General features: G+C 54.6%; 18 protein-coding genes and 1 pseudogene. 14 read left to right on the top strand and 5 right to left on the bottom strand.

What is annotated here, in order from left to right; genetic code table 11:
• The first annotated feature begins 72 nt into the window (after positions 1-72).
• The 5 genes from A7E78_RS12495 to A7E78_RS15095 all read left to right on the top strand — a co-directional run bounded on the left by A7E78_RS12495 (position 73) and on the right by A7E78_RS15095 (position 2,956).
• A complete protein-coding gene (locus A7E78_RS12495) occupies positions 73-342 on the top strand; it encodes a hypothetical protein (RefSeq protein WP_072284591.1) in 270 nt (89 codons plus the stop codon).
• Positions 343-1,320, top strand: a complete 978-nt coding sequence (locus A7E78_RS12500; protein WP_072284592.1) for an RluA family pseudouridine synthase — start codon at positions 343-345, stop codon at positions 1,318-1,320. It begins immediately after the preceding gene.
• A 22-nt stretch (positions 1,321-1,342) separates the two neighbouring features.
• A complete protein-coding gene (gene pgeF / locus A7E78_RS12505; protein ID WP_072284593.1) occupies positions 1,343-2,134 on the top strand; it encodes a peptidoglycan editing factor PgeF in 792 nt (263 codons plus the stop codon).
• Between the two features lie 186 nt (positions 2,135-2,320).
• Positions 2,321-2,623 carry an HNH endonuclease gene (locus A7E78_RS12510; protein WP_072284594.1) on the top strand — a complete coding sequence of 101 codons (303 nt, stop codon included), beginning with the start codon at positions 2,321-2,323 and terminating at the stop codon, positions 2,621-2,623.
• Between the two features lie 174 nt (positions 2,624-2,797).
• The gene (locus A7E78_RS15095; protein ID WP_158516111.1) at positions 2,798-2,956 is read left to right on the top strand and encodes a hypothetical protein; all 159 of its coding nucleotides are present in this window, start codon (positions 2,798-2,800) and stop codon (positions 2,954-2,956) included.
• Between the two features lie 85 nt (positions 2,957-3,041).
• Here A7E78_RS15095 and A7E78_RS12515 read toward each other — a convergent pair whose 3' ends face one another.
• Positions 3,042-3,380 (bottom strand): 4a-hydroxytetrahydrobiopterin dehydratase, encoded by a 339-nt coding sequence (locus tag A7E78_RS12515; RefSeq protein ID WP_072284595.1) that lies wholly within the window; start codon positions 3,378-3,380, stop codon positions 3,042-3,044.
• 830 nt (positions 3,381-4,210) lie between these two features.
• Between A7E78_RS12515 and A7E78_RS12525 the strand changes: the two genes are divergently transcribed.
• The 5 genes from A7E78_RS12525 to A7E78_RS12555 all read left to right on the top strand — a co-directional run bounded on the left by A7E78_RS12525 (position 4,211) and on the right by A7E78_RS12555 (position 11,382).
• The gene (locus A7E78_RS12525; RefSeq protein ID WP_072284597.1) at positions 4,211-4,429 is read left to right on the top strand and encodes a hypothetical protein; all 219 of its coding nucleotides are present in this window, start codon (positions 4,211-4,213) and stop codon (positions 4,427-4,429) included.
• Between the two features lie 13 nt (positions 4,430-4,442).
• On the top strand, positions 4,443-5,483 hold the full coding sequence (locus tag A7E78_RS12530; protein ID WP_072284598.1) for a hypothetical protein: 1,041 nt from the start codon (positions 4,443-4,445) through the stop codon (positions 5,481-5,483).
• A 137-nt stretch (positions 5,484-5,620) separates the two neighbouring features.
• On the top strand, positions 5,621-6,193 hold the full coding sequence (locus A7E78_RS12535) for an ankyrin repeat domain-containing protein (protein ID WP_158516112.1): 573 nt from the start codon (positions 5,621-5,623) through the stop codon (positions 6,191-6,193).
• A gap of 1,072 nt (positions 6,194-7,265) precedes the next feature.
• Positions 7,266-8,348 (top strand): GTP pyrophosphokinase, encoded by a 1,083-nt coding sequence (locus A7E78_RS12545; protein ID WP_072284601.1) that lies wholly within the window; start codon positions 7,266-7,268, stop codon positions 8,346-8,348.
• 280 nt (positions 8,349-8,628) lie between these two features.
• Positions 8,629-11,382 (top strand): phosphoenolpyruvate carboxylase, encoded by a 2,754-nt coding sequence (locus A7E78_RS12555; protein ID WP_072284603.1) that lies wholly within the window; start codon positions 8,629-8,631, stop codon positions 11,380-11,382.
• Between the two features lie 15 nt (positions 11,383-11,397).
• On the opposite strand, the gene A7E78_RS15100 is transcribed toward A7E78_RS12555, so the two are convergent.
• Positions 11,398-11,565 (bottom strand): hypothetical protein, encoded by a 168-nt coding sequence (locus tag A7E78_RS15100; RefSeq protein ID WP_158516113.1) that lies wholly within the window; start codon positions 11,563-11,565, stop codon positions 11,398-11,400.
• A gap of 250 nt (positions 11,566-11,815) precedes the next feature.
• Here A7E78_RS15100 and A7E78_RS12560 point away from each other — a divergent pair, with 250 nt between their 5' ends.
• The 4 genes and pseudogenes from A7E78_RS12560 (at position 11,816) to A7E78_RS12575 (ending at position 15,830) form a co-directional block, all read left to right on the top strand.
• Positions 11,816-12,154 (top strand): ArsR/SmtB family transcription factor, encoded by a 339-nt coding sequence (locus A7E78_RS12560; protein WP_072284604.1) that lies wholly within the window; start codon positions 11,816-11,818, stop codon positions 12,152-12,154.
• A gap of 585 nt (positions 12,155-12,739) precedes the next feature.
• Positions 12,740-14,143, top strand: a complete 1,404-nt coding sequence (locus A7E78_RS12565; RefSeq protein WP_072284605.1) for a heterodisulfide reductase-related iron-sulfur binding cluster — start codon at positions 12,740-12,742, stop codon at positions 14,141-14,143.
• Between the two features lie 80 nt (positions 14,144-14,223).
• Positions 14,224-15,536, top strand: a pseudogene (locus A7E78_RS12570) (permease).
• A 60-nt stretch (positions 15,537-15,596) separates the two neighbouring features.
• Positions 15,597-15,830 (top strand): thioredoxin family protein, encoded by a 234-nt coding sequence (locus A7E78_RS12575; protein WP_072284606.1) that lies wholly within the window; start codon positions 15,597-15,599, stop codon positions 15,828-15,830.
• Positions 15,831-15,970: 140 nt separating this feature from the next.
• On the opposite strand, the gene A7E78_RS15105 is transcribed toward A7E78_RS12575, so the two are convergent.
• Genes A7E78_RS15105 through A7E78_RS12585 form a run of 3 tightly spaced genes read right to left on the bottom strand, consistent with a single transcriptional unit; the run spans position 15,971 to position 20,965 of the window.
• Entirely contained in the window at positions 15,971-16,135 is a 165-nt protein-coding gene (locus A7E78_RS15105) for a hypothetical protein (RefSeq protein WP_158516114.1), read from the bottom strand.
• On the bottom strand, positions 16,128-17,579 hold the full coding sequence (gene glgA / locus A7E78_RS12580; RefSeq protein WP_072284607.1) for a glycogen synthase GlgA: 1,452 nt from the start codon (positions 17,577-17,579) through the stop codon (positions 16,128-16,130). Before glgA ends, A7E78_RS15105 begins: the two co-directional genes overlap by 8 nt.
• A 35-nt stretch (positions 17,580-17,614) precedes the next feature.
• A complete protein-coding gene (locus tag A7E78_RS12585; RefSeq protein ID WP_072284608.1) occupies positions 17,615-20,965 on the bottom strand; it encodes an alpha-amylase family glycosyl hydrolase in 3,351 nt (1,116 codons plus the stop codon).
• Between the last annotated feature and the right edge of the window lie 15 nt (positions 20,966-20,980).

The raw sequence follows: 20,980 nt of genomic DNA on the forward strand, positions 1-20,980 counted from the left end.
CTGTCTCTCATCCAGTACATTTATCCGGAAGTTCAGGGCGGATGTAGCGTCCGTTTTACCTAGGGAGGTACCATGGCCAGGGTTGTTGATAATCCTCAAATCGCTTTTCGATTGGCGCGCGCCATCGTTTCGGATGTCGCCCTTTATAACCAGAGCAAAGTCAAGGAAGGGATCGAAAACGATACGATTTTCGATCTGTTGAACGAGGAACTGCAAGAAGGGCGAGAGCACTTTCTGACCCGGGTTTCACCGGAAATTGATAACAGGGATCAGCTCTTTGATCGAGCCATTGTCGACATTATGATTAAACAGGCCGGCAAAATAAAAAGCCCCATATGGTAAATGGAGCAGGTGCAGCGTTTTATCTTTGACTATTCGCGTTCGCCCGAACGACTTGACTGTTTTCTGGCAGCGGCGCTGCCGGAACTATCCCGCTCGCAACTCAAGCGTCTCATTGATGAGGGGCGGGTCACTCTCAACAACGCGGTCGCCAAGCCCGGCACTAAGCTTAAGGGCGGCGAAGAAGTGACTGTTTCTCTGCCCGAGCCGGTGCCGACCGAAACCCTTTCGCAAGCCATTCCCCTTACTGTCCTGTATGAGGATTCCCAGCTGATTGTCATCGACAAGCCGGCCGGCATGGTTGTGCATCCGGCTCCCGGCCATTCCCAGGGGACCCTGGTCAATGCCTTGCTGCATCATTGCCAGGATTTATCGGGAATCGGCGGCGAATTGCGACCAGGCATCGTGCATCGCCTCGATAAGGATACCTCGGGGGTTATGGTGGCGACCAAGACCGACGCTGCCCACCAGCACCTGGCTCAACAGTTCAAGGATCACAGCATCAATCGCCGCTATGTCGCCTTGGTCCACGGCTTGCTGCCGACGGACAAGGGAACGGTCGATAAGCCTATCGGTCGTCATCCGACCCAGCGTAAGAAAATGAGCACCAGCAATCGCAACGGTCGGCAAGCCGTGACCCACTGGCGTGTGTTGCAAACCTACGAGGAGGACCGGCTAAGCCTGGTTGAGCTGCGCCTGGAAACGGGACGCACCCACCAAATTAGAGTTCACTTCGCCGATATGCAACACCCGGTTCTTGCGGACCCGGTGTACGGTGGGAATCGCATCAAAACCCTTAAGGACCCCGAGCTGCGCCGGTTGGCCGCAGATCTCGGTCGCCAGGCTCTGCACGCCAGACTGCTTGGTTTTATCCACCCGGTCAGTGGCGAGTATCTGGAATCTTCCAGTGCTGTTCCCGCAGATATGCAGACAATTATCGATTATTTAGAAAACAAATATTCAGCGGCTTCTGCCGTTTGATCATAACGGGAGTGCAACCATCATGAAACAAGTACGACAGGGAAAAATCAGTTATCTGCAGCCTGCCTGGGCGCCACAACACAACCTGCAGGCCGGTTTCAGCACCCGCAACGGCGGCGTTAGCCGACCTCCCTTTAATTCGCTCAATCTGGGTTACAATACCGAAGATGCCCGCCATAACGTGGAGGGCAATCGTTCTACTCTGGCCCGCTCCTTCAATTTGCAGACCCATCAGCTGCTCACGGTTAATCAGGTTCATGGCAACGATATCCTGGTGATCGATCAGGCGAATTACGATCTGTCGCATTTTCTGAGCATTGAAAGTGACGCCATCGTTACCAACCAGCCAGGTATAATGATCGGTGTATTGGTCGCCGACTGTTACCCTGTTTTGTTGTTCGATCCTCAGCAACGGGCCGCGGCAGTGGTTCATGTTGGCTGGCGGGGAGCCGCCAACGGGCTGTTGGGCAAGGCCGTTGCTTCTTTGCAGAGCGTCTTCGGCAGCCGCCCCGAGAATTTGCTGGCCGCGGTCGGTCCCGGTATTGCCGCTCACAGCTACACCGTCGATCGTCCGGTGCGGGACGCCTTCCAGGCCGGTAGCGGCCACTGGTCGCGTATCGCCGAGGAAACCGACCTTCACCAGTGGCAGCTCGATCTGCAAAAGAGTTGCCTGCTGCAACTCGAAGATGCCGGCCTTGCCGCCAACCAGGTCAGTGTCGTCGCCGAATGCACTTGTTGTCACCGCGAGCTGTTCTTCTCCTACCGGCGCGACCAAGGGCAGACCGGACGCCAGATGGGCTTTTTGTTGTTATAAGCAGAGAGTCTAGTTATTCCGGTTACACCTCTAAGCGGCGCCTCACGCCCGCTCCTTGCAGTCGCTTAAGATGCAAAGAGAATCAATCCGGTTTTCTGCTTTTCTTTGCGCCTTTGCGGCTTGAGTGAGCGAAGCGAACGGGCGTGAGCTAGGGGGTTGATGTGTGTTTTTCTAGGAGCAGGTAATTTGGAATATTTCCCCGAGGTATCTGAAGAGCAGATTCGCCGCGAGCGGGAGAAAGCCCGCGAGCTGCGTCGCAGCCAGTGGTGGAAAAACCGCATTGCCACCGGTATCTGCTACTATTGTGGCAGTCAGGTAGCGCCTAAGGCGCTGACTCTTGACCATGTAGTACCGGTGATTCGCGGCGGCCGTTCAACTCGTGGCAACTGCGTGCCCTGCTGCAAAGAATGCAACAACCAGAAAAAGCATATGCTGCCCGTTGAGTGGCAGTCCTACCTGGAGCGACTCGGCAAGGAACCAGCAGACTAAGGTCAAAAAGAAAATAGGTTTTGTCACCGCCCCCTGTAGTCAGACAGCTGCAGGGGGCTTTTTTGCGCCTTCTTTACCCGATCTTTACCGAGTCTTTAATCGCTGGCAACAGGCCTGAGATAAGATGTGCCTCAAAGGAAACAAAGAGTTTTTCAACTTCCGGGAGGTAAAATCATGAGAAAATCAGTAATGATGATGTTGACGGGGTTGATGGTTTTGGTGCTGGCTGGATGCGCCACTACCGGTAGCAAGATGGACGATCACGGCATGATGGACAGCAAGGTCAAGTGCCCGGCCTGCGGTTTCGAATTCAACGAGCCGTCCGACGCCTGATCGACTCTCTGAATTTAGGGTAGATACGAAAAAAGGCCGTCCCGCGACGGCCTTTTTTAATTATTTTTTGCGCCATAATCCGGGTTCAGCTCAGCAGGGCATCGGTCTTGGCGGCCATAATAAGGTCGTTGCGGTGCAGGCCCTTGATCTTGCGCGTGTACCAGCGCACCGTCACTTTACCCCATTCGGTAAGGATCTCCGGGTGATGCCCCTCAGCCTCGGCCAGGTCGCCGACTTGGTTGGTAAAGGCCAGAGCTTCGGCAAAATTGGTGAACTTGTAGTCCCGGCTCAACACCTCAATGCCGCAGACGGTCAGAATCTCCCACTCGGGAATCTGCGGCCGAAACTGCGCGATCTCCTCCGAAGTGGCCGGGGGGGCGCCTTTTCGACAAGCTTCGCACTTTAATTCGCATAAGTTTTCCATGCCCGACTCCTGTTTCCGCCGGTTTCGTTTTGGGTAGCCGGCATTCGTTAATGCTGCTTACTCTATCAGCATACCGGATATGAAGCCTAATGTACAAACCGGCGTGAGGTCGTTTGGTTGGGCAGGGTCTGATAGGTCAGGGATTTAAGCGAACACCTCCTAGAGCTCTTGCAAAACAATTGCACTTGGTTAGTATTTGAAAAACAACATAAAAAAACAAAAAATATCAAACGAAATATTGGCAGCAAATTGCAAACCAGAACTGGGAGGTTCCATGTTTAAGCTCTGCAGTTGGTGTCAATCTAAAATCGGCTGGGATATTAATCTTAAAGGTGAAAGTTATGGCATTTGCATAAAATGTTTACGGAAGTTTTTTCCGAAAGAGTGCTCGTCAATTATTGGAAAAATGAATCGAATCTAGTTTTATAGAAACGCATAGCATGTATCCTGAATATCACCAATTCCAAAACACCAAAAGCCCCCGGTTGTCCAACCGGGGGCTTTTCCACTATGTCAGAGGCTATAAGGTTCTGGTTTATGACCACATCTGGCCGCTGAAAACAATCTGGAACAATATGTTGGACACTTCTGCCCAGGAAGGATCCTTCATTCCAGAAGCCTTTTAGGAAACCAAGACCAATGCAAGGGATACAATCAATCCTAATTGCATGAAGTCAATAAGCAGTTTTGGGTCGGCAAAAGACTATTTCATCCATAAACAGCCCTTTGCGAGACTTGCTCCGTAGTTGGTCTTTGTTAGCATAAAATTAGGTTCGGGCATAAATGCTTGGTGGACGGCTCAACCCCACTGGCAGAAGGAAGTTGTCAAAATGAAATACAGGTTTAGTCAATGCTTGTTGGTTGCAGTGGTCATTATGTTTGCGGCTGGAGGCTCCATCGCGAAAAATGAACTGGTTCTAGCCACTCAGCAGGGCCAGGCCATAAGCATGAAGGTCTTGCTTGGGGAAGGCGCGAACATGAAGACTGAAACCACCGAAGATGAGGCTTCCATATGCGTTTTTTTAGCGGCCAAACGATCTGACCTTTAGAACGAGGTGGGCCATGAAAATATTGGGATCTTTGTTTTGGGTAGCAGTAATAGTGTCGGTCGTATTAACAGGCTGCACAACGGCCGTAAAGATGGAAACGGCTCGATCACTGTCAAAGGAACAAGCCATTGTGTTTGGCAAAGTCAATGTCATTGTAGATGGCAAACGTATCGAGATGACTACCTCTGGCTTTAAAAGCTATTTGACCATTGAGTTCCGACAGAGGGGAAGTTCCACAATAATGGAATACAAGGTCGATAAGACCGGCTACTTTTATTGGCCCTTGGCACCGGGAGAGTACGAAGTCCTTGGCGTTTATGGTTTTTCGGCAGAGGTTGGTTTGTTTGAAATGAAGGTTCCGCTAGCACAGCCTGTTTATATACCGTTTACCGTAGGCCCTGAAATCGAGAGTTTGTACCTTGGCGATCTCACCTTAGAGTTGCGCAGGACTCGCCACCTCGTGCAAAGGTTAGATGACAATTATCCGGAAGCCACCCAGGAGTTCCACAAGAGGTATCCGGACGCGCATAGCGATCCTCTGAATAGAGTAACAAAACTCCAACCACTCAACCCCGGAACGTATACCAAAGAGACGTACATCTGCGGCGGCGCTTGGGGAATATATTGTTCATCCAAAAATATTGGTGTTACACCATCATCTCCTGATCGTCTCCAAGATGTCGTCGTTGCGAGCACAACACCAACTTTGCGATGGGGGCCTTCGTCCATACCCGACATCAAATATGATGTAGCAATATACGAAGCCTATGATTCAACCTGGCGGAAGATCAATTTAGATCTGTTGACGGGGAAAAAAAGGTGGCGCCGAGGGCGACTGCTGGCGTATGCGCAGGGCCTTACAGGGCCCACATTCAAACCAGATGTTGCACTCCAGCCTGACACGACATATTTATGGTCGGTGCGTCTGCGTCGCGGTGATACCGTATCAACTTGGTCACAAGTCAAAAATGCTCTTATCCATCCAGAAGCGTTTTGGTATTTCGCGGTTGAGCAATGGGAAACGTGGTTAAACTTCACTACGCCAAACAAATAACATCTTTGGTGCTCCGTTGTTAAGACAAGGGGTTTAACTATTAGTAAGCAGAGAGGAATAAAATGAGACATATAATCCGTCAATGCCTGCTCGTTGTGTGTGTGCTTGTCTTGGCCGCTGGGTGCACCACAACGCAAATGAAGTTGTATAATGCGGCATTAACTGGTGACAACTACTCTGTGAAGACTTTGCTTTCACAGGGAATTGACATCAATTCGGGGGGCCAAGGTGGCGCAACCCCCCTTATGGCTGCTTCACAGAATGGCCATATTGAAACCGTCAAGATTCTGCTTGCAAAAGGCGCAAATGTCGACGCACAAAGAGACCAGGGAGAAACAGCCCTTTCATATGCTACAGATCATCCCGATATCGTAAATCTTCTGCTTGCTGCTGGTGCGAATACTGAGTTGAAAGATATTTTAGGTCAGACTGTTCTCATATATGCTTCGATGGAAGGCAAAACTGAGACTGTAATGGCCCTCATTGAAGGTGGTGCCAATATTAATGCGATAGGTGCTAGCCCGGATTTTACCGCTCTTATATCTGCCTCAATGAACGGTCATGCCGAGATTGTAAGAGCTCTCATTGATGCGGGAGCAGCTGTCAATATTAGGAGCGAGAATTTAAACATAACAGCACTATCGATAGCTATCCATAATGACCATACAGAAATAGTCTCTTGGCTCCAGAAGGCTGGAGCAACAAAGTGAGGGGGCCTTGCTTCCTTTTTGGATTTTGTCGGGAATAGCAAGTATGCAGGAAGGCCAGAGGGGCAGGCTTCCAAGACGCTAAGTTCAGGCATTCAGGCTTCCCTATGTGCCAGGATAGTTGTCCCAAAACCCGAAACACCTTTTCAGCCATATTGATCTTGACCTTCGCCGGTGGGTGTCAAATCACGACTTCTCAGGCACCGAAATGGCCTACCCTGAAAACAGGGTGGCCGATCTCATTTTGCGGCAGCTATAAGAACCTGAAAATGCTCCTTGAAACATCCAATAGAACGGGCTAACGTGTCCTTGGCTGTGTATGCACACAGGCCTGCTGACGCGACCCCTAGGGATTGGCCTCAGGAGCCGCTTTTTATGTCCGAAATTCTTGAGTAAGAGGTAACTGCAAAATTAATATGAAAAATTTACTCAGCTACCCGCTCCTCATTCCCTTGGCCTTGTTTCTCGGATTGGCACCTGTGCATCCACAGCCCCATCTAGTCGAGAAGCTGGGAATGCTGATGGAGGGTGCTCTAAAGAAGCCTATCGATATTTTCGACCTGGCTTGGCATACATGGCCCTTTGCACTTCTGATTGTTCGGTTAGGAAAGGATGCAAAGAGAACCAAGTAATTTTTGCGGTGGCTCTCAAAATGCACCACCTGTCAGACATGAAAGGCCCGCCAGGCGATTTGGCGGGCTTTTCCATTATGTCAGAGACTGGGGGAATTCTTCATCTCTACCAAAAACCAATGTTCAAAACTAGATGTAAGAATATAGACAAGACCCTACCCATTTGACCCTAATTTCCGACTGGGTTAAATTGGTTAAGTCTTATTTATGCAGATTTCTGAAAATTTCCAGAAAGGAATAATGAAAGAAAGTGAAAACCACCTATAGTGATGAAGGTGTCTGTTTTTGTTTTATGTGGATCACTTGGGATTCCGTTTCAGAACTCATGAGTGCCTTGAAGACTAAGGACTAGTCAATCTCTATTCACCAGCCATGTGATAGGTGCAAAGGTCTATGGGATTTGATGAAATATCCATCGTACGTTAACGGATAAGGAGCCAATCTTGGCCTCTCTGAACTTTGAAAAGGAAAAAGACTCCTTCCGGAAATTCTACGACAGCAACTCGAAACACTTCGAGAAGGCCAAGAAGGCCTATATCCGCATCATCAGTTCCTTGCTCAAGGGGGCTGATATCGGCGAGGTGACGAAAATCGAAGGCCGGGTCAAGGACAAAGAGGAGTGTATTAAAAAATTTAACCGTAAATATCAAAGCAAGCTCGAAGCGGATGACCAGCCATACGAGATCAAGGACTACCTTTCCGACCTGATCGGCATCCGTATTATCTGCCTCTATGAGGACCAGATTGAAGTAGTGGCTGAGGTATTGAAACAACACTTCAAAATTATCGATGTCACCGACAAGATCTCGGCTGTTGAGAGTACCGAGGATTCGTTTGGCTACAAAGGCCTGCACATGGATCTTGCCCTGAACGATCAGATGATCTCCCTGCCGAAATACCAGCAGTATGCCGACTATCCCTTCGAAGTGCAGATCAGGTCTTTGATACAGGATGCCTGGAGTGTTCTTGACCACAAAATTAAATACAAAAAATCGATTCCTACAGATCTCAAACGCAGGATCAATGCTCTATCCGCCCTTTTTGAGTTGGCCGACCGTGAGTTCAAAGAGATCCGCAACGCCACCACCGAGCTCATCCATCAAGCCACGGTGGCTCCGATCAGCGACGCCTTTGATGACAGTAGGGAGACTGCAGATCAGCCATCGACGGTGACCAGCGAAAAGACAGTCAATGCTTTTAACTTTCTGCGTGTCGCGGGACATTTTTTCAGAGATTTCGAATTCGAAGACTATAAAGTTGATGACTTCGTCCAGGACATCCTAAAGCTGGACGGTGGCTTTAAAAAGTCGGAGCTACACAAAAGCTTGAACACGAATCTTAAAACCGTCAGAGAGTATAGCGATTATTTCATGGCCAAAAATCCTGGTAACACCTTCAGCCCCTACACCGCGATCCGGCATTGTCTGTATCTCTACGACCAGGAAACCTTCAGCCGGATTTTATCCAAGGGACCCAAAGATCGCTTCGAAGGGTGGCTGAGAGAGTTCCGGGGGGACTATACCTAATTCACCATTTGAAGGCGCAGTGAATCGCCACGTTTATCTTAGACGGTTTCAATTTACCCCCATGTCAACTCATAAATTACAAAACATAAGACCTATAAAAGGCTCACCTGATTCCTCAGGTTGGGCCTTTCCTATATATTGATTGAAGACCTGCCCAGCTTTGCCAAAGGCATAATAGGGCACGCCAGTGGTCTTGAACCAGCCGGCTGAGCGGGTAGACTGAAACCTGAAGCCGAAAAATCGCCGGTTACTATTCATCTTGAACAACAGGCAGGCCACCATGCAGGAACTCTATTGGAAAGTCGATAACCCTTTAGCCCGCCTGGCGGAGTTGACCAGCTTTTCCGGTGATTTATGGGAGCGGCCTTTGCGGCGGGATGTACGGTCCCTGGGTAAGTTGCTCGGCACCGTGATTCGCGAGCAGTCCGGCGAGGAGATCTACCGGCTGGAAGAGGAGTTGCGCCAAGGCGCCATTGCTCATCGCCGGAGATTGTATCATGCTCAAGGGGATGCCGGCATCTGGCAGGACGATCCCCAGTTGCAGGTGGCGGTGGAATTGATTCGCGGGTTGTCGCTGACCGACGCCGGGCAGATCGTCAAGGCCTTCTCGACCTTTTTTGAATTGGTCAACCTGGCGGAAACCCAGCATCGCAAGCGCAGACTGAGGGCGGTGCGGCTGGCAGCGGAGGCGGAGGACAAGCCTGGTTCGCTGCGCGGCACTTTGGTTCGCCTGCGCGATAAGGGCTTCAGCGCCGAGCAGGTTTTTGAGGGCTTGCGCCACATCGAAGTGATGCCGGTGTTCACCGCTCACCCGACCGAGGTGGCTCGACGGGTGACCCGAACCAAACGCCAGCGCATCGCCGGGGCTCTGGAGCAGCTCAACCGGCCGCTGCTGTTCGATGCCGAGGCGGCCCGTCATCAACAGGCGATTTTGTGCGAGATTACCGCGCTGTGGCAGACCGAAGAGATTCGCAGCCACAACCCAACAGTAGAAAACGAAATCGATATGGGGCTCGACCCCTATGCCCCTTATCTGATCCCCGCCCTGGACGATTTCTACCCTGATCTGGCGGCGGCTTTGGACGAGGTCTTTGAGTCCCGTGTTGCACCCGGCGAAATGTCGCCGGTGGTCCGCTTCGGTTCCTGGATCGGCGGCGATCGGGATGGCAATCCGAAGGTGAGCCCGGAATCGACGGAAACGGCGTTGATAAAAGCCCGCCATGTGATTCTCGACAGTTACCTGAAGGATGTGGCGCAACTTAAGGAGTTGCTTACTCCGTCCGGTTGCCGAGTGCCCACCAGCCCGGCCTTTCGCCAGGTTCTGCAGGGGTATCGGCAGACCCTGCCTGCCGCCGCCGAGGCCATGGCCGCCTTTCCTGAATGCGAGCTCTATCGCCAGTTTTTAGCGGCCGTCGGTTACCGTCTGGCCTGTTGCCGGCACTCGCCGCAGTCGGCCGAGGGCTATCGCTCCGCCGCTGAGTTCGAAACAGATTTGCGCCTGTTGCGGGACAGCCTGGAGCATCACCGCGCCCGGCGCCTGGTCTGCGAGTACCTCGATCCCTTGTTGCGCAAGGTGTCCACCTGTGGTTTCCACTTGCAGGTACTCGATATCCGCCAGCATGCGCGGCTGCACGAAGAGGCCGAAGCCGCCCTGGCTCGGGGACTATGTGATGATCAGTCGGTGGTCACGGTGATGGAAACTTTGCGGGGGGTGGCGCAGTTGAAACGGCTGCATGCTCCGCAGGCCATCAGCCGCTATGTGATCAGTGGTACGAGTTGTGCCGAGGACATGAAACGCTGGCTACGGCTGGCGGAGCGAGCCGGAGTGCGGGTGGCGGCGGATGAAAAAAGAGGTGATCCGGGGCTGATGCCGGTGCCCTTGTTCGAGTCCATTGACGATCTGCGCCATGGGGCGAGCATCTGTCGCGAGCTGTGGAGCTCCGCTGACTACGGGGCGCTGCTCGATTCCTGGGGCCGCAGTCAGGAGGTTATGCTCGGATATTCCGATTCCAACAAAGACGGCGGCATGTTTACCAGTACTTGGGAAATTCACAAGGCGCAACGGGCTCTGCAGCAAGCCGCACGGGAGTGCAACATCCACCTGCGTCTGTTCCACGGCCGGGGGGGTACCGTCGGCCGTGGTGGCGGTCCCACCCATCGCGCGATCCTCAGCCAGCCAGGGGACGGTTTCTCCGGAGCGTTGAAGATCACCGAGCAGGGGGAAGTTATTAACTGGAAGTACGCTGATGTCGAGCTGGCACGGCGCACCTTTGAGCTGACCGTGGCCGCCAGCCTGGAGAGTTTGCTGTGCCCCGAGTACGGCGACACGACCGCCCAACCTCGCTGGGAGGAGGCTCTGGAGGAGATGTCCGCCAGTGCTCTGGACTTCTACCGCGCGCATATCGCCGATAACCCCGATCTGGTGGGCTATTTCGAACAGGCGACGCCGGTGCTTGAATTTGAACTGGCTAAGATCGGTTCGCGACCGGCGCGGCGTAAGACGGCCGGTGGTTTAGAGGATTTGCGTGCGATTCCCTGGGGCTTCGGCTGGATACAGAGCCGCCATGTGCTGCCCGGCTGGTTCGGCGTCGGTCAGGCGCTGACCGCCTTTGCCGACAAGGGGCTGCAGGCTCGGCGGCTGCTCTGCGAGATGATGGAGGACTGTCCTTTCTTCGCCGACCTGATTCGCAACGTAGAGTTGGCTTTGACCAAGGTCGATCTGCCTATCGCGCGGCGCTATGCCGAACTGGTCGGCGATGCGGCGTTGCGGGAGCGCTTCTTTGGCCTGGTGGTTGCCGAGCACCAGCGGACCCTGGCGTCAGTGCTCGAGGTCACCGGCCAGAGTCGCCTGATGGAACATCAACCGAGCCTGGCCCGGTCCCTGCGTCTGCGCACTCCTTACGTTGATCCCTTGAGCCTGATGCAGATCGAGTTGTTGCGGCGCAAGCGGGCCGGGGAAGAGAGCAGTGAACTCAACTACCTGTTGGCCGCCACCATTCATGGCATCGCCGCCGGGCTGCGCAATACCGGTTGAATAGAGGGCAGGGGTTTATTCATTCTCCTCTTCCGCAAAGTCTTCATCGAAAAAAGTCTCAAGAAAGCGCTGGTTAGCGCGAAGTTGCCGGGCTATACCCAGGCGTAATTTTTCGAATTCATCGATCGGTTCCACATCTGATTGTTCTTGTTCTGTTTCTGGCGGTTGAGCTGGTTCAGTCACCTTTACCCTCCTGAGCTCGTTGATAAATCTCCACATAGCGGCCGGCCGACTGTTCCAAAGAAAAGTATCCACTCACATGGCCCGTTGCATCAGACACGTCCAGTCGTCGTGGTTTTGAAAGCGTTTCAGGGCCCGATCCAGGATTTTTATGAGGGCCTTGACCGCCGGGGTCTCGGCGCTGTAGGGGATGCAGGGCGGGACAATCAAAAAAAATCTTGCTATATCCGAAAAACCGGATTAAGCTTTGCCTATGCAAGCAACCACGGAAATATTCAAAGCCCTGGCCCACCAGACACGATTGCAGATCCTTTGCTTGTTGTTCGACGGCGAGGTGTGCGTCTGTAAACTCATGGCGATTCTCGATCTACCGCAATCAACGGCCTCCCGGCATCTTGCGATCCTGAAAAATGCCGGGCTGGTAGAAGACCGTCGTGACGGCACCTGGTCTCACTATTCCCTGGCCAGTGAGAGCAGCCTATTGGCCGACAGCTTGCTGAAGGTGCTTCAAGAGTATCTGCCGGCCACCGTGGAAGGAGCGACCTACCGCCAACGCCTCTCGGAGGCTCTGCACAAAGAAAAGTACGTTTGAGTTTTTTTTTAGAATATATCCGAATTTACGGATGCATGCCTTTTGGGCTGATAGCCTGTATAGCTAATTCCAGGAGCGTGAAAACGAACAAAAAGATTTTGCAGGTGATTGCTAGAGAATACCGTTGTTTTTCCATGGGTTAAGCGGAAACAAGCCAAGAGGGAAGTAACCTGGTCGATAACGAAAAGGCTGTGAACGTAAAAAGCGCGAAGCTGATAGCTGTGGGGGTAGCAGTAGCCACGTGCTGCATTCCCAGCCTCGAATGCCAGATCAATGCGGTCGGGGAGCAGGGGCAAGCCCAATAGAACTTGATACAGCTGTCAAAATAAGAAAAACGATACTTCAAGCGCCTATGGAGAATATAGATTAAAAGTGTGAACAACTAGGTACTTGAGGGGTGTCGCATCCAAGGTAAGGGTAAACCTGTTTTGCTGCGACGGTATTCCTCTGGATTTTTTCGCCAGAGAAAGTTCAGAGCAATACAAATCCCTTTGGGTAAGAGAAAGTCCTTTTCGTGCAAGCGAATTACTGAAGTGATACAGGCCCCTAGGCATGAACTACGTTTAGCAAAAGGAAGGTGACCCAATGGATGCACCGGACAAACGGAAAGAACCGACGCCGCAGGAACTGTTACGGGATGTACTGACTCTCTGTGCTGACTGCGACACCTGCCGTACCATGATGGAAGAGGACTGCGCCTTTTTCATCGAGCTCTACCGTCTGCAAGATCAGGAACGGGAAGACGGGGTACCGATCAGCGAGGAGCAGTTTCGCTACCTGGCTGAGCTCTGCACCTTTTGCGGCCTGTGCCCCTGCCCCAAGGTGCCGATGGACGTGATGGAGGCCAAGAGCCGTTATATCGAGAAGGAAGGCATGCCATTGGCGACCCGCCTGCTCAACGATGTACCGCTGATGGCCCGACTGTGCGGCACCTTTCCCAAACTGACCCAGGCCCTGCAGTCAAATCGACTTAGCGGATCGCTGCTTCGAAAGGCGACCCGCCTGCACCCCGACCGGCAGCTCCCCACCTTCCCCAAAGACAATTTTTTCTCCTGGGCGGCCAAGCGTGGTCTGGACCGGCCGCAGAAAGGGGAGCACCGGGTCGCCTATTTCGCCGGCTGCACCGCCGGCTACCTGTTTCCTGCCATAGCTCGCAGCGTGGTGGAGATTCTGCAGCACCACGACGCCACGGTCTACGTACCGCCCCAGCAGTGCTGCGGCATGCCCTTTCTGGTGGAGGGAGGCCGTAAGCGCACCCTGAAACTGAGTCAGGCTAACATGGAAAACCTGCTCGGAACATTGGAGGATGGTCACGATCTGGTCTATTCCTGCCCCACCTGCGGCTTCTTCCTCAAGAGCCTGCTCAAGGAACGAGCTTACTATTCGGACACCTACCAGCAGTCGGTCGATGCAAAGGAAGGGCAAATAAAGGTTCCCGCTCCGGAAAAAGGCGAAAATCAGTTCTGGACTCTGCACAAGATCATGTACCGGCATATCCTCAAAGACGACGGCTACTTCTCCTCCCTCGACCCTCTGGCCCGGGTCAAGCTTTCCGAAAATCTGCTCGATTTTGCACTCTATCTGACCCGCATGCAGACCGAAGGCCGGCTTAAGACCGACTTCCAGCCTTTGCCCGAGCGCATGGTCTATTTTGCTCCCTGTCATCTGCGTGAGAAGAAAATAGGTCGCCCCTACCTTGATCTGCTAAAACTGGTTCCGCAGCTGGATATCGGGGAGGTAGGTAGCGACTACGACTGCTGCGGCATGGGTGGGGTGTTCGGTTTCAAGGAGCACTTTCACCAGAAGTCCCTCGACCTGGGTGGACCGCTGATGGACAAGATCCGCGCCCAGGACCCCCAGGCCATTGTCACCGACTGCATGAGCTGCCGGCTGCAGTTCAACCACTGCCTGCCCTATCCGGTGTACCATCCGGTGGAGGTGCTGGCCCGGGCCTATGGCGTGGCGCTAATGGAAGAGGGCGGCAGGTAGCGAGATTTTCTGTCGGCCATTCCGTGCCGGCTGTCGTCCCGCGCATTGAACTTGATGATCCTTCAAACAAGGAAACTGCTATGAACTGGAAAAAGGAATGGAAAGCGCTGGCGGTGATCGTAGCCGGTTTTCTGCTTTGTTACTACCTGCCGGTTGACTGGCTTAAGAGTCTCGAGCGCCTGCAGAACGCTCTCTGGGAGTCCCTCTACCTGGTCAAATGGTACGCCCGCGAACATGTGCTGTTGTGTCTGGTGCCGGCGTTTTTTATCGCCGGGGCGGTGGGGGTGTTCATCAGCCAAGCCTCGGTGATGAAGTACCTCGGCGCCAGGGCCAACAAGGTGCTGGCTTACGGGGTGGCCGCGGTTTCGGGTTCGGTACTAGCGGTGTGCTCCTGCACCATTCTGCCCCTGTTCGCCGGCATCTATCGCATGGGAGCGGGGCTCGGACCGGCCTGTGCCTTTCTTTACTCGGGACCGGCCATCAACATCCTGGCCATCGTTCTCACTGCCCGGGTCCTCGGGCCAGAGATCGGCATTGCCCGCGCCATTGGCGCGGTTCTATTCAGCATTGTCATCGGCCTTTGCATGCACTTCTTTTTCCGCAAGGAGGAATTGGAGAAGATCGATGCCCAGGGTATGATGCCTGAACCGGAAGTGTCCCGCCCCTTATGGCAAAACGCCGGCTATTTTGCCGCTATGGTTGGTATCCTGGTATTTGCCAATTGGGGACGCCCTGCCAGCGACAGCGGTCTGTGGCACGCCATCTATTTTCACAAATGGGCCATTGCCGGCGGGTTCGCCATCGCCCTAGCGCTGATCCTGATCGGTTGGTTTCGGGTCTGTTGGTGGAAGATCGCCCTGGTCGGCCTGCCGACCCTGGTTCTGTCCCTGTTGTTGCCGACAATGCCGCAGGTGGCCTTCGTGGTCGGGGTGCTCGGATTGTCGCTGGTCATCAACACCGAACGGGGCGAAATGCAGGAATGGTTCTCCTCCTCCTGGGGCTTCGCTAAGCAGATCCTGCCGCTGTTGCTGATCGGCGTGGTGATTGCCGGTGCCCTGCTCGGCCAGCCCGGCTCCGAAGGCCTGATCCCTTCGGCCTGGGTGGCCAATTCGGTGGGCGGCAATTCCCTGGGGCCAACCTGTTCGCCTCGGTGGCCGGAGCCTTTATGTATTTTGCCACCCTGACCGAAGTGCCGATTCTCGAGGGGCTGCTCGGCGCCGGCATGGGCAAGGGCCCGGCACTGGCGTTGCTGCTGGCCGGACCGGCCCTCAGTCTGCCAAATATGCTGGTCATACGCAGCGTCATGGGTACCAAGAAAACCCTGGTGTTTGTTTGTCTGGTGGTGGCCATGGCAACTATCAGCGGTCTTATTTTCGGCGCCTTCTGGGGCTGAGCGGCAGGCTGACAAACCTTACTTCAATACTATTGCAAGTGTAAAAGAAAGGAGAGCGCGATGAAAAAACTTCAGATCCTGGGTACGGGCTGCGCCAAATGCCAGAAACTGGCGGAAAATACTCGCCTGGCCGCCGATGAACTTGGCATCGATTACCAGCTGGTGAAGGTGACGGACATCAAGGAGATTGCGACCTTCGGCGTCATGATGACCCCGGCCCTGGCCGTCGACGGCGCGGTCAAGCTGGTGGGCAAGGTGCCGGAAGCCGGGGAGTTGAAAAAGTACCTGGACTGAACTCCGACTTCTCTGCGAGTAAAGACTGCGACGATCATGCCTCGATGGCAGACAATTCCATAGCAAAGGCCCGCAGGAAATTTCCTGCGGGCCTTTGCTATTTGGCACTTCAAGACTTCAGCGGTTGTTTCAACCGCAGGCTATTCTTCCTCGTCCTCTAAATTCTCGTTCATAAACCCTTCCAGAAAGCGTTGGTTGCTGCGGATCTGCCGCTCGATATCGCGGCACAACCGCTCAAGTTCGCCCTCCGATTCCGGTTCCGGGGTTGCCACGTTCAATTTTTCGTCTGACATTGACTCACTCACCTTTACACTCCTGAGCTCGTTGATAAATCTCCACATAGCGGCCGGCCGACTGTTCCCAGGAAAAGTCCTCGGCCATGGCCCGCTGTACCAGACACGCCCAATCATCATGGTCATGGTAGCGTTTAAGGGCCCGATTGAGGGTTTTTATGAGGGCCTTGGCGGTCGGGGCCGTGAAGACAAAGCCATTGCCTAGCGGGTTTTTGTCGACATCGGATACCGTGTCGGCCAGGCCGCCGGTACGTCGCACCAGAGGGATAGCACCATAACGCAGGGCGATGAGCTGGCCGAGGCCACAGGGTTCGTAATGGCTTGGCATTAAGAACAGGTCGCTGCCGGCGTAGATGCGTCGGGCCAATGAGTCATCAAAACTCAAGGTAATGGAGACCAGTTCCGGGTGTTTGTCTTGTAAGCGACGGAAGAAGGCCATATGTTTTTCCTCGCCGTCGCCGAGCAGGACGAATTGCAGGGGGCGGCGAATCAGTTGAGGCCAGGCCGCTTCTAGAATATCCAGGCCTTTCTGGGTGGCGAGGCGGGTGACCATGGCCACTATCGGCAGGTGGCTGTCCCGTGCCAGTCCCAATCTGTGCTGCAAATCGAGTTTATTTTGTATCTTGGCCTTCGGATTTTCGGCGCTGTACGGGGTATGCAAGGCGGCATCGGTGGCCGGGTTCCACTGTTGGCAATCGATCCCGTTAAGGATGCCGATCAGCTCCTTGCGTCGTTTATGAAGAATGCCTTCGAAGCCGTGACCGAATTCAGGGGTTTGAATCTCCCGACAGTAACTGGGAGAAACGGTGGTGACCAGGTCGGAGAAGAACAGCCCCCCTTTGAGGAAGGAAAGCTGGCCGTAATATTCCAGTCCTTCCATGTGAAAAAGGCCCGGGTCGAGACCGATCTCGGTCAGGGCTTCCGGGGGAAACAGTCCCTGATAGCCGAGGTTGTGAATGGTCATCACGGTGCCGGTGCGGGTGTAAAAAGGGTCGGCCGCCCGTTCACTGTGCAACAGCACTGGAATCAACCCCGTTTGCCAGTCGTTGAGGTGCAGCACGTCGGGGCGAAAGTCGAGTTGCGGCAGGGCTTCGAGCACCGCTCGACAAAAGAGCCCGAAACGCTGGGCGTTGTCTGGATAGTCGCCAGCGGCTGTGCCGTATAATCCCTGACGCTGAAAGAATTCGGGATAGTCGAGAAAATAGACAGGAACTTCCCCAAGCCGCCCCAGGTAAATACCGACGCTGCGGAGGGCACCGGCGATCTCCACTTCAACAGTCACTTCGAGTCGTTTGGTGACGAAGGGTTTTTCGCTGATGCTACGGTAATAGGGCATACAGATTCGAACGTCGTGGCCGAGATGAGCCAGGGCTTGCGGCAAGGCGCCGGCGACATCAGCCAGCCCACCGGTTTTGGCAAAGGGAGTCACTTCGGAAGCGACAAGCAGAATGTTCATCGATAGACCTCACAGAAGTAGCAGTCGAAAAAAACTTATCGTAAGCTTTGCAGGCGGTCAAGGCGATAACCGGCATGTTTCCCGGCGGCGACCAGCTTTTGCGCCTGTTCCCATAGGCGCTCAAGGCGCAGATTCAGGGCTGCTCCGGTCTCTTGAGTTGCGGCAACCAGGGCCGATATGGCGAACAGGCCCGAAGCCAGCTCGCTAAGTCGCTCGGCACACATCCATTGATGGCCTTCGTATTCATGCACCTGAAGAAAATCACGAACCGTGTCGTCAGTGACCAGATCACTTAGCGAAAACTCCTTCGCCAACAGGTCTTGCCAGCGGATCAGGGCGATCAACAGCAACTGATCTTTGTTGATAAGGCATTGAACCAAGGGCTCGCGCAGCAGGTAATCATCGAGCCAGGCGATGACGCGAGTCGGGTCGTTGTCGCCGGGTGTGAGGTCGCCAAGGCGATGGAGAAGCAGATAGGCTGGTAGTACCTCGTTTAGCGATTCAGCCAGGATACGGCAAAGCTCGCGGCGGATAGAGATCTTATCGGGTTTTCTGCCTGTGGAGGCTGAAAACTTGCTTAGCGCTTGAAGCTCAGAGGCCAGCCCTGCCACCAACTCAGTGCTGTCCCCATGCGGACCGGTGAGAGGCTGCAATTGGCCGATAAACGCCTCGAAGCCCCCCAGCAACGGTTCGGTCTTTAGTCCGCTCAACTCCGCAGTGGCTTCTTCGGTGGCTGTCGAAGGGAGTAGCCGGTCCCAAAACGGGTCTTGCAGCAGTCGATCAAAGGCGCTCAGCAGGGGTTCTAGATGAAGACGCTTGAGTTCCAAATCAAGATCACTTACCGGTTGACCGTTGAGTTGCCTGCATAAGCGGCTCCAGCTGCCGTCGGTATCGATCAGCTCACAAAAATCAACAAAGACCTGGTACTGATAGCCTTCCAGCTGGAAGAACAGACCCTTTTCTTCCAACTCAGCACCAGAGCGCAGGTAGTGTTGCCCGCTATGCTGATCGCGAAAGCGATAGTAATGGCGGCTGTCGCTGTTTACCCCGAGAGCGGCGGTCAGGGTGGTGGTCGATGGCTGGCGACCGCCGTGGGCGCCAAGCCGGGCTTTAGGTACGCTGTGGCGAACCCAGCCAGCTGCAGACCCGGATCGGTTGTGATAGACCACCAGTGCCCGCTGCTGCCCGCAGCCGTTGGAATAGGCGAAGACGTCATTATTGACCCCGTGGGCCGTTTCGAAGGGATAGAGTTCAAAAAGCTCGGCTTCGCTGAATAGGTGGCGTTGATGGAGCAGAGGAAATATCTGGGTTTCGTGATGGGCGACGAAGCCCTCATCGACCGTCTCTTCCCAGTAGGCACGCCGGTACTCCATGCCGTACTTTTCGGCAAAACCCTCGATCTGACCGTGGCCGAACATGGGCAGACCGGGCAGGGTGACCAGTATGACCGCCACCCCGAAGTATTTATCTCCCCTGCCGAATTGCTCCACCGCAGTGGCCTCGTCGGGATTATTCATGAAATTGACGAAGCGCTTGAGGATTTCCGGGTTGAACTCCAGAGTATTGCGCAGCAGTTGCTGATATTTACCGTTGTCCTCGTTCTTGAACATGTGCATGAAGGCACTGTTGTAGACCCGGTGCATGCCCAGGGTACGAACGAAAAATCCCTCCATCAGCCAGAAGGCCTCGGCCAGCAGCAGGGTGTCGGGGACCTCGGCAGCGACCCGGTCGACCACCTCGCGCCAGAACTCCACGGGAAAGATCCGGTCGAATTCTTCGGCTTCCATCCAGTGTTCGGCCCGGGAAGGGACTCCGGCGCCGCCGCCGGGGCGAGGAAACCATAGGCGCTGGTAGTGTTTTTTTGCCAGGGTCATGGCGGCATCAAAGCGGATCACCTTGAAGGTCCGGGCCACCTGCAAGATGGTCTGAATCATCGCTTCGCGCACTTCGGCCATCAGAAAATTGAGCTGCGCGGTATCGTTCCAGGGGGTATGGGTGCCGTCGTTGCCGTGGTAGATGTAGCGGACCCGGCCGCTGGTCCGGTCGATGTGCTGGAACACCACCGCCGCATCGCTGTGGTCGAAGTAGCCGTTCTCGATCTGCAGGGTGACGTCATCTCTGCTGGAGAGGTCGGGGCCGTCGAATCGGTAGCAGGGGAAGGGCGGATAGTCGAGTTGCACGAACCAGTCGGGGTGCTCTTCCATCCAACGGGAAACGATGCCGGTATGGTTGGGGACTACGTCGCAGGCCAGTCGCAGCCCCCTCTGCCAGCAGCGGTCATGGAGTTCATCCAGATCCTGCTGACCGCCGAGATCCTCGGCTACGGTGTAGTCGTAGAGGGAGTAGGCCGACGCTTCGGCCTCGGGGTTGCCCATGATGCGCTTGATCTGCTTTGAGGCCGGCGAGCGCTCCCAGAGGCCGATCAGCCACAGGGCGGTAAAGCCGCGCTTTGCCAGCAGGTCGAGTTCGGCGTCGGGGATCTGGCTCAGACGGTGTATGGGCCGGCCGTACTGGCTGGAGAGCTGATCGAGCCAGACATAGATGGTTTTGGCGATCAGAACCGTCCGGGGCATCCAGTCGGTATCGGGGGAAAAGCGTTCGGCCTCCGGTTCGGTCCTGGTTGCCGCCGGGTAGTGGGGCACCGGCACCTGCGGTTTCCCCCAGCCCCTTTGCTGCTCTTCGCTGGCAAGCACGTCAAAGGCACTGTCGATGCTTAGCAGTAAATCTGCCGGCAGAAACTCCGCCCAGTGGAGCCTCACGTAGTTTAACTGGTCGGCCAGAGAATGGGGCGAAGCCTTGATGGGCGCCCACAACAGGGCGGTGAGGGAGGTTCCCAAAGAACCTATACCTTCTTCATCCGTCAGCAGGGTATCGAGCCGGGATAGTAGCTGGCGGTAGTCGCAGCGTTGTTGCAGACCCGTGTCATCGAATAACGAGCGCAGGTCCGTTGTGGCTGGATTGTCATTTTGTACGGCGAGCAGAAACAACTCCAGTAGAGTTTTTCGATAACCGTCCGATGTGACCGACAGATATTTCGCCAAAGGTTCGCCGCTCAATACCGTGTGTGGCGGAAACAGCTCAATGAGTGTTTGCAGGCTTGGTTGCAGTCCGGCAAGATCAAAGCAAAGCCCTTCGCTGATCCTTTGGGAGAGAAACCGCTCGCCGAGCTTGCGCAGAGCCCGGTTCAGTTGCGCCAGCAGATTGAGTTGTGCCCCGCCACCGACCGTAGTCGGCAGTTTTGCACCAGCCAGTCGCAAATAATAGAGGGCTTCGGCGGAGGAGGGGCGGGGCGGCTCAAGGACCAGCTCGTAGCGTTTCCGCGCCAGGGCGGAAAAAGGCACCGAGAGGGGAAAGTAGGGTGTCCGGTCAATAGAAACAGAAGACATGGCGATTCCGATAGC

The organism is Syntrophotalea acetylenivorans, from assembly GCF_001887775.1.
Lineage (GTDB): Bacteria > Desulfobacterota > Desulfuromonadia > Desulfuromonadales > Syntrophotaleaceae > Syntrophotalea_A > Syntrophotalea_A acetylenivorans.